Origin of the sequence: Stenotrophomonas sp. pho (assembly GCF_006228405.1) — a bacterium.
GTDB lineage: Bacteria > Pseudomonadota > Gammaproteobacteria > Xanthomonadales > Xanthomonadaceae > Stenotrophomonas > Stenotrophomonas sepilia.
On the sequence record NZ_CP029759.1, the window covers coordinates 1,539,535 to 1,552,293 of the forward strand.

Below are 12,759 nucleotides of genomic sequence, written 5' to 3' on the forward strand. Positions count from 1 at the left end.
GCCAGGCGACGGGTAACGTGTCGGCACGCCAAGGAGTGTCCCCATGCGCCGCCTGCCCTGGGTGGGCCTGCCCACCGACAGCACCGTGCTCGGCCACCACCGTTTCGCGGTGGCCGGCGAGAAGTACGTGCGCGCGCTGGCCGAGGCGGCCGAGGTGACCCCGGTGGTGTTGCCGAGCCTGCAGCCACCGTTGCCGACCAGCGACTGGCTGCTTGGGCTCGATGGCCTGCTGTTGACCGGCGCGGTCAGCAATATCGAACCTCAGCACTACGAGGGTGGCCGCAGTTGGCCAGGCAATCCGCATGATCCGGCCCGGGATGCCAATGCCTTTGCGTTGCTGCACGAAGCGCTGGCGCTGGACCTGCCGGTGCTGGCGATCTGTCGCGGTTTCCAGGAATTGAACGTCGCGCTGGGTGGCAGCCTGCATCCGCAGGTGCATGCGGTGCCCGGCCTGGCCGACCATCGCGAAGACCCGCAGGCGCCGGTGGAAGTGCAGTATGGGCCGGCCCATGCGGTGACCCTGGCCACCGATGGCTGGCTGGCGCAGTGGCACGGCAGTGGCCGCGCGCAGGTCAATTCGGTGCACGGACAGGGCATCGCCCGCCTCGCGCAGGGCCTGCAGGTCGAGGCCATGGCCGATGACGGACTGGTCGAGGCAGCGCGCAGCCTGCACCATGGATTTGTGCTCGGCGTACAGTGGCATCCGGAGTGGCGTGTCACGCAGACGCCGTTCTATCACGCTATTTTCCGTGCGTTCGGCCAAGCTTGCCGGCAGCACCAACAGAACCGACTGGATTCCCGATGAGTTCCCGAACGCGCCCGCGCAAGACGGCCACGCCCCCCGCACCGCAGGAAAGCAGCCTGCTGCGCTGGCTGAAGGAGCGGCGCATCACCGAGGTGGAATGCCTGGTGCCGGACATCACCGGCAACGCCCGCGGCAAGATCATTCCTGCCGACAAGTTCTCGCACGATTACGGCACGCGCCTGCCGGAAGGCATCTTCGCCACCACCGTCACCGGCGAGTTCCCTGACGATTACTACGACCTGACCTCGCCGTCGGACTCGGACATGATGCTGCGGCCCGATCCGGATACGGTGCGCATGGTGCCGTGGGCAGCCGATGCCACCGCGCAGGTCATCCACGATTGCTACACCAAGAGCGGCGAACCGCACGAGCTTGCGCCGCGCAACGTGCTGCGCCGCGTACTGGCGGCTTATGCGGAACTGGGCCTGCGCCCGGTGGTGGCGCCGGAGCTGGAGTTCTTCCTGGTGCAGAAGAACACCGACCCGGACTTCCCGCTGCTGCCACCGGCCGGTCGCTCGGGGCGCCCGGAGACCGCGCGGCAGTCGTACTCGATCGACGCGGTCAACGAGTTCGACCCGATCCTCGACCTGATGTACGACTACGCCGATGCGATGAAGCTGGACGTGGACACGCTGATCCACGAATCCGGCGCAGCACAGCTGGAGGTGAACTTCACCCATGCCGATGCGATGGACCTGGCCGACCAGGTGTTCCTGTTCAAGCGCACCATGCGCGAGGCGGCGATGCGCCACGGGGTGTACGCCACGTTCCTGGCCAAGCCCATGGAGAACGAGCCCGGTAGTGCCATGCACATCCACCAGAGCCTGGTGCGGGTGAGCGATGGCAGCAATGTGTTCGCTGGCGAGACCGATGCTGAGGGTGAGTTCAGCCCGGTGTTCGGCCACTACCTGGGCGGTCTGCAGAAGTACGCGCCGCAGGCGATGGCGTTCTTCGCGCCGAACGTGAATTCCTACCGGCGCCTGGTGTTCGGCGAGGTCTCGCCGAGCAACGTGCACTGGGGTTTCGACAACCGTACCTGCGGCCTGCGCGTGCCGCTGGATACACCGGAAAACATGCGCGTGGAGAGCCGGTTCGCTGGTTCCGACGCCAATCCGTACTTGGCAATGGCGGCCACCCTGGCCTGCGGCCTGCTCGGCATCCGCGAGCGGCTGGCGCCGGACGCGCCGGTGACCGGCAGCGCGAAGGAACTGGGCTACAACCTGCCGCGCTCGCTGGGCGAGGCGCTGGACGGGCTGGAGCAGTGCAGCGAGCTCCAGGCCCTGCTGGGCGAGCGTTTCTGCCGCGCCTACATCTCGGTCAAGCGCAAGGAATACGAGACCTTTTTCCGCGTCATCAGCTCGTGGGAGCGCGAGTTCCTGCTGCTGAACGTCTGAGCATCTGGAATAGAAAAATCCGCCGCCGGGGGTAGGCTGGCACCCGTCGCCGGCCCGCCGGCCCCCCTTCCCGCATTCTGGAGCACCCGATGAAGCTGCGTATCCTCACGCTCGGCCTGGCCTCCGCCATGCTTGCCGCCTGTGGCGGTGGCAACGGCGGCGCGCAGGACAGCCAGGTCCTGAACGTCTACAACTACAGCGATTACATCGCCGAGGACACCATTCCGACCTTCGAGAAGGAGAGCGGCATCAAGGTGACCTACGATGTGTTCGACAGCGATGAGATGGTCGAGACCAAGCTGCTGGCCGGCAACAGCGGCTACGACGTGGTGGTGCCGACCCTGAACTTCTTCGGCCGCCAGATCCAGGCCGGCGTGTTCCTGCCGCTGGACAAGAGCAAGATCCCGAACCTGGCCAACCTCGATCCGGCGGTGATGAAGCGCATCGCCACCCAGGACCCGGGCAACCAGTACGGCGTGCCGTACATGATCGGCACCACCGGCATCGGCTACAACGTGGACATGCTGAAGCAGCGCTTCGGCGGCAGCACCGATATCGCCAACAGCTGGGACCTGGTGTTCAAGCCGGAGAACATCAGCAAGATGAAGGACTGCGGCGTGACCATCCTGGACACGCCGGCCGACATGATCCCGATCGCGCTGCATTACCTGGGCCTGGATCCGCACAGCGGCGACCCGGCCGAACTGCAGAAGGCGGCCGACCTGCTGAAGTCGATCCGCCCGTATGTGCAGAATTTCCACTCCTCGCAGTACGTCGGTTCGCTGGCCAATGGCGGCACCTGCCTGGTGGTCGGCTGGTCGGGTGACATCATCCAGGCCCGCGACCGCGCCGAGGAAGCCAGCAATGGCGTGCACGTGGCTTATTCGATCCCGAAGGAAGGTGCGCCGCAGTGGTTCGACATGCTGGCGATCCCGAAGGACGCCAAGCACCCGGAAGCGGCTTACAGGTTCATCAACTATCTGCTGGAACCGAAGGTCGCCGCGGCCAACACCAACTTCATCCACTACGCCAACCCGATCCCGGCCGCGACACCGCTGGTGGACGAGGCGATCCGCACCGACCCGACGATCTATCCGCCGGCTGACGTGGCCGAGAAGATGTTCACCTACTCGATCAACACGCCGGAGACCGACAAGCTCTACACCCGGCTGTGGACCGAGGTGAAGACCGGCCGTTAAGCGGGTCTGGCGCCGCCGGGCGTTGCCCGGCGGCCGCCTTGCTTCACCGTGCCGGAATCGGTACCGCCGCCCTCGCCAAGGTGCCTCAGGATGGCCGGCAGCAGGTCGCGTGCATCGCGGCCGCCGTTGCACAGGAACGACGAACTCATCCGCTGCAGGTTGTGCATGCCGATGAAGAACAAGCCCGGTTGCGGGGAAACGCCAAACTCGCCCAGCGGATAGCCGTGGGCATCCAGCGCGCCCTGTACATCGAGCCAGGGCCACTCGGCGACGAAACCGGTGGCCAGCACCACCGAGCGGATGTCTGCGGACGGCAGATCCAGCTCGCACGGGGACGGTTTCGGCTCCCAGTGCAAGTAGACCTCTTCGGGAATGTAGCGGGCATCGTCGGTGCGCGGTTCGGGCCGCGTGGCGTAGTACGCGCTGGCCAGCGAATCGAGATAGGCATACTCGGCCCGCGTCGCTTCGATCGCGGCGCGAAGTTGCGGGCGGACATCGGCGAAGCGGGCGGTGTTCCCATTGAATTCCTGCAACCGGCCCAGCAACCTGATGCCTGCACGGTGCATCGCCAGCAGGCTGATCGAACTGCCCAGGCCGGCGCTTCCCTTGCCGGAAATCAGGGGGAACTCCGCGGTGCGGGCCTTGCGCAGCGCGTCCGGCTCGCCTGCCAGTACGGCCGCCGATTGGCTTACGTGTTGATGGATGCGCCCGGCCATGTCCCACCAGGTCATCGAGTCCTTGCCGCGCAGCCGACGGGTGTGCGAATGACGCTCGGCCAATGACCAGTACACGCTGCGACCACCGTCGCGCAGGTCCTGGGCGATCTGCGCGCCGGACTGGCCGCCGCCGATGACCAGCACCGCGCCCTCGGGTAGCTGGCCGGGACCGCGGTAGTCGCTGGAGTGCAGCATGGTGAGGCCTGCTGCGGGCGCGAACGGGGCCCGGGGCAACCGCGCCCGGCGGTATTCACCGGTGGCAACCACCACCGCCTGGGCATGGATCAGTCCCCGGCTGCTGTCGATGGCATAGCCACCGGACTCGGGCCCGACCCGATGGACCACGCACCCTTCGCTGATCGGCAACGAGCGCTCGTCGGCATAGTCGCGCAGCCGTCGGATCACTTCCGGGGCCCCCATGAACCCTTCCGGGTCATCCCCGGCATAGGCATGGCCATGCAGGGCCATGGTCGCGTTGGCGGTGTTGGTCTGGAACGAATCCCAGCGTCGCCGCCAACTGGCACCCACGGTTTCGGCCTCCAGCACGCGATGCTCGACGCCGGCCTCCTGCAGGAGCGCGCTGAGCGACAACCCGGCCTGGCCGGCGCCGATGATGACCAGCGGCAGCCGTGCAGGCAGGCAGCCCGGCAGGCGGGGCGGGAAAGGGGAGGGGCTGTCCGGGGAAATCACCAGGGTCGGTCCATGCAAGGCCTAGATCCGGGGCATTGCGCGGGGAATGTCCCGGGCTTTCAATGGATCCCGCTCTGAAAAATGTTGCAGATCGGGCCGCCGCCCGTGGTGTCTGGCCGGGACGGCCGTCCGGGCGTCGAGGAGACCCCGGGCCTCCCGGCGCACAGGCCACCATGGCGGGGGAAAACCGACACACCTCGGGAGGCCTGGGCGCGCCAGCGGCCGCTTCCACCCACTGCCGTCATATCCCCTTCGGCCCCCGGCCGTTAGAATGGCCGCCGCTGTCCACCGCCCGCTCCCGGAGCCCCCATGCCCGTTGAAGCCCAGCCGGTAGCCGCCGTCGTCGACACGACCGGTGCGCCCGGCTATCTCTCCATTCGTGATCTGCGCAAGGAATTCGACGGATTCGTCGCCGTCGACGACGTCAACCTGGACGTGCGCAAGGGCGAGATCTTTGCCCTGCTCGGTGGCTCCGGCAGTGGTAAATCGACCCTGCTGCGCTGCCTGGGTGGCTTCGAGACGCCCACCAAGGGCAGCATCACCGTCGATGGCCAGCGCCTGGACGCGCTGCCACCGTACCAGCGGCCGGTCAACATGATGTTCCAGTCCTATGCCCTGTTCCCGCACATGACGGTCGAGCAGAACATCGCCTTCGGCCTGAAGCAGGATGGCCTGGGCAAGGACGCGATCAGCAAGCGCGTCGGCGAGATGCTCGACCTGGTGCAGATGGGCCACCTGGGCAAACGCAAGCCGCACCAGCTGTCCGGTGGCCAGCAGCAACGCGTGGCGCTGGCGCGGTCGCTGGCCAAGGGGCCGAAGCTGCTGCTGCTGGACGAACCGATGGGCGCGCTGGACAAGAAGCTGCGCTCGCAGATGCAGCTGGAACTGGTCAGCATCATCGAATCGTCGGGCGTGACCTGCGTGATGGTCACCCACGACCAGGAAGAAGCGATGACCATGGCCACCCGCATCGCGGTGATGGATGCCGGCTGGATCCAGCAGGTCGGCAAGCCGGACGAGGTCTATGAGCAGCCCGCCAACCGCTTCGTCGCCGAGTTCATCGGTTCGGTCAACCTGTTTGACGGGGTGATCGACGAGGACCTGCCCGAGTACGTGACCGTGCGCTCGCCGCTGTTCCCGGCGCCGATCTACATTGCCCATGGCATCACCTGCTATGAAGGGCAGCCGGTCGCGTTCGCGCTGCGCCCGGAGAAGGTGATGATCGGCAAGGACGAGCCGGAAGGGCACACCAACAAGGCGCAGGGCGTGATCGAGGACATCGCCTACTTCGGCAGCCACTCGGTCTATCACGTGCGCCTGCCCAGCGGCGCCAAGGTGCTGGCCAACTTCGCCAACTCGCAGCGCTGGGCCAGTGATGGCTTCACCTGGGGCGACGAGGTGTGGGTGCACTGGCGCGACAACGACGGCGTGGTGCTCACCTCATGAGCGTCGCCGGCCTGAAGCGCTGGCTGCCGGGGCTGCGTGCCACGGTGATCGGCATTCCGTACCTGTGGCTGCTGCTGTTCTTCGCAGTGCCGTTCCTGATCGTGCTGATGATCAGTTTCTCGCTCAGCCGGGTCGGCTCGCCGCCGTATACCTGGCTGTTGCAGTACGTGGACGGCGGGTTCTCGCTGAAGCTGAACCTGGAGAATTACCTGGCGCTGTTCCGCGATTCGATCTATGCGCAGGCCTTCCTGAGCTCGATCAGGATCGCGGCCATCTCCACCTTCCTTACCCTGCTGATCGGCTACCCGATGGCCTATGCCATCGCCCGCCTGTCGCCGGCCGCACGCAACGTGGCGATGATGCTGGTGGTGCTGCCGTCGTGGACCTCCTTCCTGATCCGCGTGTATGCGTGGAAGGCGATCCTGGACCGCAACGGCCTGCTTGACCAGTTCCTGCAGTTCACCGGCCTGCAGGCGCTGATGACGTCGATGGGCCTGCCGAAACTGCAGTTGATCGATACGCCGACCGCGGCCTACATCGGCATCGTCTACTGCTACCTGCCGTTCATGGTGCTGCCGCTTTACGCCAACCTGGTCAAGCATGACCACCGCCTGCTGGAAGCGGCCTACGACCTGGGTGCCAAGCCATGGCAGGCCTTCCTCCGCATCACCCTGCCGCTGTCGAAGGCCGGCATCATCGCCGGCTGCATGCTGGTGATGATCCCGGCAGTGGGTGAATTCGTGATTCCGGAAATGCTGGGGGGCTCGGAGACGCTGATGGTCGGTCGCCAGCTGTGGAACGAGTTCTTCAACAACCGCAACTGGCCGGGCGCGTCGGCGATGGCGGTGGCGATGATCCTGTTGCTGCTGGTGCCGATCCTGCTGTTCAACCGATCCCAGCAGCGCCTGCTGGAAGGGAAGCAGGCATGAGCCCGCGTACCGCCAAGGGCCTGGGGCTGGGCGTGCTGCTGCTCGGCTTCGCCTTCCTGTACCTGCCGATCCTGCTGTTGATGTTCTATTCGTTCAACAGCTCGCGGCTGGCGATGGTCTGGGCCGGGTTCTCCACCCGCGCCTACAGTGACCTGTTCGCCGACCGCGCGCTGATGGATGCGATGTGGACCAGCCTGGTGGTGGCTTTCTGGACCGCCTGTACCGCCACCGTGCTGGGCACGCTGGCGGCGATGGTGATGACCCGCTTCAAGCGCTTCCGTGGCAAGCCGCTGTTCGGTGCGCTGGTCACCGCGCCGCTGGTGATGCCGGATGTGATCCTGGGCTTCTCGCTGATGGCGCTGCTGGCCTCGATGGGCGCGATTCCGGGCTTCCCGGCGCGCGGCCTGGCCACCATCTGGATCGCGCACGTCACCTTCACCCTGTGCTTCGTCACCGTGGTGGTGTCTTCGCGCCTGCAGGAAATGGACCTGTCGCTGGAAGAAGCCGCGATGGACCTCGGGGCCAGCCGGCTGACCGTGTTCACCCGCATCACCCTGCCGATCATCGCGCCGGCGCTGGTGGCGGGCTGGCTGCTGGCGTTCACCCTGTCGCTGGATGACGTGGTGGTGGCCAGCTTCGTCGCCACGCCGGGCTCGACCACGCTGCCGATGAAGGTGTTCGCGTCGGTGCGCATGGGCATCAGCCCGAAGATCAATGCGCTGGCCACGCTGCTGGTGTCGGCGGTATCGATCGCCGCGGTGATCGGCTGGTACATCAATGCCCGTGCCGAGAAGCGGCGCCAGCGCGACCTGCAGCTGGCGCGGCAGGACAACGGCTGAGTACACGATCCGTCCACTGTGCCGGCAACACCCGGCTCACGGCCGGCGGCGCACAATGGGGGTCTTCCAGATGGAGATCCCCCATGACCGTCGAGATCGTCGACCCGGCCACCGGCCAGGTGACCTACCGCCATGAACTGATGGGCGCTGCCGACATCGAGCAGCGCCTGCAGGCCGCCGCCGATGCGTTCCCCGGCTGGGCCGAGCGTTCGCTGCAGGAACGCGGCGCGATCCTGCGCCAGATCGCGGCGCAGCTGCGCACGCGCCGCGACGACCTGCAGCAGGCGATGACCCACGAGATGGGCAAGCTCAAGGCCGAAGCGCTGGCCGAGGTCGACAAGTGCGCGGCGGCCTGCGAGTACTACGCCGACCATGCGGCCGACTATCTGAAGCCGCAGCTGATCGACACCGAAGCCCAGCGCAGCTACGTGCGCTACGAGCCGATCGGCTGCGTGTTCGCGGTGATGCCGTGGAATTTTCCGATCTGGCAGGTGTTCCGCTTCCTCGCACCGGCGTTCATGGCCGGCAACGTGGCCCTGCTCAAGCACGCCAGCAACGTGCCGCAGTGTGCCGACCTGATCCTGGCGGTGTGCCGTGATGGCGGCCTGCCGGACGGCGTGTTCGACGTGCTGCACATCGACAACGACCAGGCCGCCGACGTGCTGCGCGACGCACGGGTGAAGGCGGTGACGCTGACCGGCAGCGAGCGGGCAGGGCGCTCGATCGCCTCCAACGCCGGCAGCCAATTGAAGAAGTCGGTGATGGAGCTGGGTGGCAGCGATGCCTTCGTGGTGCTCGACGATGCCGACCTCGACAAGACGGTTGCGGCAGCGGTGAAGTCGCGCTTCGACAACAGCGGGCAGACCTGCATCGCGGCCAAGCGGTTCATCGTGGTCGAGGCGGTAGCCGATGAATTCACCCGTCGCTTCGTTGAAGCTGCGGCCGAGCGCCAGTACGGCGACCCCGATGAGCGGGGCACCACGCTGGCGCCGATGGCCCGTGCCGATCTGCGCGATGAACTGCACAAGCAGGTACAGGCCAGCGTGGCCAAGGGTGCGCGGGTGCTGATAGGCGGCGAGCCGATTGCCGGCACCCATGCCGGCTATCCGGCCACGGTGCTCGACCAGGTCGGCCCGGGCATGCCGGCCTACGACGAGGAACTGTTCGGTCCGGTGGCTGCGGTGATCCGGGTCGCTGATGAGAGCGAGGCACTGCGCGTGGCCAACGACACGCGCTTCGGCCTGGGCGGCAGTGTGTGGACGCGCGATCCGGTGCGCGGCGAAGCCTTCGCGCAACGCATGGAATGCGGTGCGGCCTTCGTCAATGCCATCGTCAGAAGCGATGCGCGGCTGCCGTTCGGCGGCAGCAAGCAGTCTGGCTTTGGCCGGGAACTGGCCGACCACGGCATCCATGAGTTCATGAACATCAAGACCGTTTACGTGGCTTGATGGATCATGCAATGCGCCACGACCAACGGTCGTGGCCTACCAGTCTGGTGGGTATCGACCGTTGGTCGATATGTCCCCGGTTTTGTGGGTATCGACCGCGGGTCGATACGCTCTACAGCCAGCCCGAACGCTTGAACAACCGGTACAGGCCCACGCAGACGCCGCCCACACCAACGATCATCAGTGGGTAGGCCCACGGTTGGCTCAGCTCCGGCATGTGGCTGAAGTTCATCCCGTACCAGCTGGTGATCAGCGTCGGTGCCGCCAGCAGCGCGGCCCACGCACCGAGGCGCTTGACCGTCTCGCCCTGCGCCAGCGTCACCAGCGACAGGTTCACGCTGAGCGCGGTGCCCAGCATCTCGCGCAGGGTGTCGATCACATCGCTGATGCGTACCGCGTGGTCGTGCACGTCACGGATGTACAGCTTCACTTCGTCCGGAACCAGCTCGCCCTGGTAACGGCGCAGCTGGGCCAGCACATCCTGCAGCGGCGCCACCGCCATCCGCATCTTGTTCAGTTCGCGCTTGAGCTCGTACAGGCGCACCACGGTGCTGCGCTTGTAGTTCTCGGCGAAGATGTCCTTTTCCAGCAGGTCCAGGGTGTCGCGGAAGCGGTGCACGATCGGCAGGTAATTGTCGACCACGAAGTCGGTCACCGCGTACAGGCAGTACGACGGGCCCATCTTCAGCAGCTGCGGCTCACGCTCGACCCGAGCACGTACCGGCGCGTAGGACAGCGAGGCGCCGTGGCGCACCGTCACCAGGAAGCGCGGGCCGAGGAAGGCATGGGTTTCGCCATACTGGATGCGCTCGTCGACCATCTGCGCGGTGGTGACCACCACGAACATCGAATTGCCGTAGGTCTCGACCTTGGGCCGCTGGTGCGCGTTGCGCGCATCCTCGATGGCCAGGTCGTGCAGGCAGAATTCTTCCTGCAGTTTCAGCAGCACATCGTCGTTGGGATCGTACAGGCCGACCCACACGAAGCCATTGCCACTGGCGATGACATCGCTGATGGCGTCCAGGCTGATATCGTGGCGTATGCCCTCGTCATCATAGTGGACGCAGTTGATGACGCAGGCGGGGTTGGCTGAAGCAGGGGCGGAAGCGGAGGCGGGCAATGACATGCCCGCCATCGTGCGTCAGCGCCGTGTTTCGGACAAGTGAGGACGGCGCCCCAACACCCAGGCCAGTGCCGCGTGCACGGGCAGCAGCAGTACGATCCACTGCACGTTGTACTGGGCCTGCAGGCTCAGCCAGTGCAGCACCAGCGCGGCCACGGCCTGTACCGCCAGCAGCCACAGCACGATCCTGAACATGCGCCCCGGCACGCGCCGGCGCAGCAGGCTGATTGCTCCGGGCAGCAGCAGCACGGCCAGCGGCGAAAGCAGCAGCAGGTTGCGGTTGGCCCAGGCGGCGTAGTGGGTGCTGAAGCCCCACAGGAACACCAGCAGGCTGCCGGCGACGGCGCACAACAGCCAGAACGGCAGGGCCAGCCCAGCCAGCAGGCGCGGCCGGTCGCGCAGCGCCAGCACGCCGCCGGCCACGACCAGACCAAGCAGCAGCCACGGCCACCAACGACGCGCGAACTCCTTCGGCTCCGGATCAATGCGGTGCGGCAGCAGTTCCTGTTCGGACTGCACCAGCGGCCGGCCATCACTGTTGCGTGCCTGGCGCAGCGCATCGGCCAAGCGCATCGGCACGAATGCTTCCTGCCAGCGCGACAGCGGCTGGTCGGCGAACGGCCCCAGGCCGACATCGAAGCCCAGCCACATCCACGGGGCGGGCGAGGCCAGGCGCACCGACTCGCTGCGGTAGGTGTTGCCGCGCGAACGCCCCGACAACTGCGACTGCAGGCCACCGCCCAGTGCCTTGTCCACCGTGTCGCGTACCATCGTGGCGCAGTTGGCGGTGTAGTAATCGTAGTGGTAGCGCGCGTTCTCCGGCTTGGCCCGCTCGGCCAGGTCAGCGGCCAGGGAACGCGCCTGTTCGGGGCGCAGGTCCAGCCACTGCACGCTGGCACCGCGGCCGGTCTCGTCGTAGTACGACAGGTCCTGCTGCAGCGGCAGCGCCACCAGGTAATACATCATGTCGCCGCGCACGAAGCGGCTGATGAAGTCGTCCTCGGACGGATCGAAGTAGCCGAAGTTGTATGAGGTCGCTTCGCCACTGGCCGGATCGACCACGACGATGGCGTCATGGCCGAAGCGTTCGAAGAAAACCGTGCCCGGCTGCATGGTCACCACGCCGATGCGGGGCCGGGGCCTCCGCGTTGGCGGTGGCCGGTGCGGGCACGGCTGCCGCCGGCTGCGCGAAGGCCGCCAGCGGCAGGGCCATGGCCAGCACCCACAGTGCCAGCCACACCATGAGGATCAGGCCGCGGCGCTTCAAGCGTCGTCCTGCGCGTCCGGCGGCAGCACGGTCACGTGGAAGGCCTGAACCCGGCGCGCATCGGCGCGGGCCACGCGGAACATGAAGCGGTCCAGTGCCAGCTCATCGCCGACTTCCGGAAGGTGGCCCACGGCCTCGGTGACCAGGCCACCGATGGTGTCGTAGTCCTCGTCGGAGAACGTCGCGCCGAAGCGCTCATTGAAGTCGCCGATCGGGGTCAGCGCGTCGACCACGTACTGGCCGTCGGACTGGATGGCGATCTGCGCGGACGGATCCTCGGCCTCGTCGTGCTCGTCGTCGATCTCGCCGACGATCTGCTCCAGCACGTCCTCGATGGTGACCAGACCGGCAACGCCGCCGTACTCGTCGACCACGATGGCCATGTGGTTGCGCGACAGGCGGAACTCCTTCAGAAGCACGTTCAGCTTCTTCGCCTCCGGGATCAGCACCGCCGGGCGCAGCAGCTCGCGCACGTTGGCCGGGCCGTTGTCGGCGACCACGCCGCGCAGCAGGTCCTTGGCCAGCAGGATGCCAAGGATGTCGTCCTTGTTCTCGCCGTGCACCGGGAAGCGCGAATGGCCCGATTCGACCACCTGCTTCATCAGTTCCAGGAAGGGCGCTTCGACCGGCAGCGAGACCATCTGCGAGCGCGAGATCATCACGTCGCCCACGGTCAGCTCGGCCACCGAAATGGCGCCTTCCATCATCTTCAGGGTATCGGCGGCGATCAGACCCTCTTCCTGCGCGGTGTGCAGGACAGCGACCAGCTCGTCGCGGGTGTGGGGTTCGCCGGAGAAGGCCGAGGTCAGGCGTTCAAGCCAACCGCGCTTCTTTTCACTGTGCTCCGCAGGGGAGCTACTACTGTCGTCTTCTGACATCTCTGGAAAAAAGGCACCCGGCAGG

Annotated in this window: 10 protein-coding genes and 1 pseudogene; 7 read left to right on the forward strand and 4 right to left on the reverse strand. The window is 66.6% G+C overall.

The genetic code is table 11. The annotated features are described in order from the left end of the window. The first annotated feature begins 43 nt into the window (after positions 1-43). From DL544_RS07200 to DL544_RS07210, 3 genes are all read left to right on the forward strand, one after another. Positions 44-805, forward strand: coding sequence for a gamma-glutamyl-gamma-aminobutyrate hydrolase family protein (locus DL544_RS07200; RefSeq protein WP_065177399.1), 762 nt, complete (start codon positions 44-46; stop codon positions 803-805). Continuing rightward, positions 802-2,199: a glutamine synthetase family protein gene (locus DL544_RS07205; RefSeq protein WP_005415923.1), complete on the forward strand. Its 1,398-nt coding sequence runs from the start codon at positions 802-804 to the stop codon at positions 2,197-2,199. The genes DL544_RS07200 and DL544_RS07205 overlap by 4 nt, the downstream gene beginning before the upstream one ends. A gap of 89 nt (positions 2,200-2,288) precedes the next feature. Beyond that, positions 2,289-3,398 (forward strand): polyamine ABC transporter substrate-binding protein, encoded by a 1,110-nt coding sequence (locus tag DL544_RS07210; protein ID WP_005415924.1) that lies wholly within the window; start codon positions 2,289-2,291, stop codon positions 3,396-3,398. Here DL544_RS07210 and DL544_RS07215 read toward each other — a convergent pair. Then, positions 3,395-4,822: a flavin-containing monooxygenase gene (locus DL544_RS07215; RefSeq protein WP_139726943.1), complete on the reverse strand. Its 1,428-nt coding sequence runs from the start codon at positions 4,820-4,822 to the stop codon at positions 3,395-3,397. The genes DL544_RS07210 and DL544_RS07215 overlap by 4 nt on opposite strands. A gap of 291 nt (positions 4,823-5,113) precedes the next feature. On the opposite strand from DL544_RS07215, the gene DL544_RS07220 reads away from it, so the two are divergent. From DL544_RS07220 to DL544_RS07235, 4 genes are all read left to right on the forward strand, one after another. Beyond that, complete coding sequence (locus DL544_RS07220; RefSeq protein WP_005415926.1) at positions 5,114-6,250, forward strand: ABC transporter ATP-binding protein; 1,137 nt, start codon at positions 5,114-5,116, stop codon at positions 6,248-6,250. Continuing rightward, positions 6,247-7,179, forward strand: coding sequence for an ABC transporter permease subunit (locus DL544_RS07225; protein ID WP_005415927.1), 933 nt, complete (start codon positions 6,247-6,249; stop codon positions 7,177-7,179). Before DL544_RS07220 ends, DL544_RS07225 begins: the two co-directional genes overlap by 4 nt. Beyond that, positions 7,176-8,018: an ABC transporter permease subunit gene (locus DL544_RS07230; protein ID WP_005415928.1), complete on the forward strand. Its 843-nt coding sequence runs from the start codon at positions 7,176-7,178 to the stop codon at positions 8,016-8,018. Before DL544_RS07225 ends, DL544_RS07230 begins: the two co-directional genes overlap by 4 nt. A gap of 83 nt (positions 8,019-8,101) precedes the next feature. Next, positions 8,102-9,466: an NAD-dependent succinate-semialdehyde dehydrogenase gene (locus tag DL544_RS07235; protein ID WP_139726944.1), complete on the forward strand. Its 1,365-nt coding sequence runs from the start codon at positions 8,102-8,104 to the stop codon at positions 9,464-9,466. Positions 9,467-9,578: 112 nt separating this feature from the next. Here DL544_RS07235 and DL544_RS07240 read toward each other — a convergent pair whose 3' ends face one another. From DL544_RS07240 to DL544_RS07250, 3 genes and pseudogenes are all read right to left on the reverse strand, one after another. After that, entirely contained in the window at positions 9,579-10,601 is a 1,023-nt protein-coding gene (locus tag DL544_RS07240; protein WP_065186100.1) for a magnesium and cobalt transport protein CorA, read from the reverse strand. 6 nt (positions 10,602-10,607) lie between these two features. Further along, positions 10,608-11,856 (reverse strand): annotated as a pseudogene (locus DL544_RS07245) (lipoprotein N-acyltransferase Lnb domain-containing protein). Beyond that, positions 11,853-12,734: an HlyC/CorC family transporter gene (locus DL544_RS07250; RefSeq protein WP_005408827.1), complete on the reverse strand. Its 882-nt coding sequence runs from the start codon at positions 12,732-12,734 to the stop codon at positions 11,853-11,855. Before DL544_RS07250 ends, DL544_RS07245 begins: the two are co-directional and overlap by 4 nt. Positions 12,735-12,759 lie beyond the last annotated feature (25 nt).

Bases quoted from the DNA above. Each gene is read 5' to 3' on its own strand.
- DL544_RS07200 (WP_065177399.1), top strand. From the start codon at position 44: ATGCGCCGCCTGCCCTGGGTGGGCCTGCCCACCGACAGCACCGTGCTC.
- DL544_RS07205 (WP_005415923.1), top strand. From the start codon at position 802: ATGAGTTCCCGAACGCGCCCGCGCAAGACGGCCACGCCCCCCGCACCG.
- DL544_RS07210 (WP_005415924.1), top strand. From the start codon at position 2,289: ATGAAGCTGCGTATCCTCACGCTCGGCCTGGCCTCCGCCATGCTTGCC.
- DL544_RS07220 (WP_005415926.1), top strand. From the start codon at position 5,114: ATGCCCGTTGAAGCCCAGCCGGTAGCCGCCGTCGTCGACACGACCGGT.
- DL544_RS07225 (WP_005415927.1), top strand. From the start codon at position 6,247: ATGAGCGTCGCCGGCCTGAAGCGCTGGCTGCCGGGGCTGCGTGCCACG.
- DL544_RS07230 (WP_005415928.1), top strand. From the start codon at position 7,176: ATGAGCCCGCGTACCGCCAAGGGCCTGGGGCTGGGCGTGCTGCTGCTC.
- DL544_RS07235 (WP_139726944.1), top strand. From the start codon at position 8,102: ATGACCGTCGAGATCGTCGACCCGGCCACCGGCCAGGTGACCTACCGC.
- DL544_RS07240 (WP_065186100.1), bottom strand. From the start codon at position 10,601: ATGGCGGGCATGTCATTGCCCGCCTCCGCTTCCGCCCCTGCTTCAGCC.
- DL544_RS07250 (WP_005408827.1), bottom strand. From the start codon at position 12,734: ATGTCAGAAGACGACAGTAGTAGCTCCCCTGCGGAGCACAGTGAAAAG.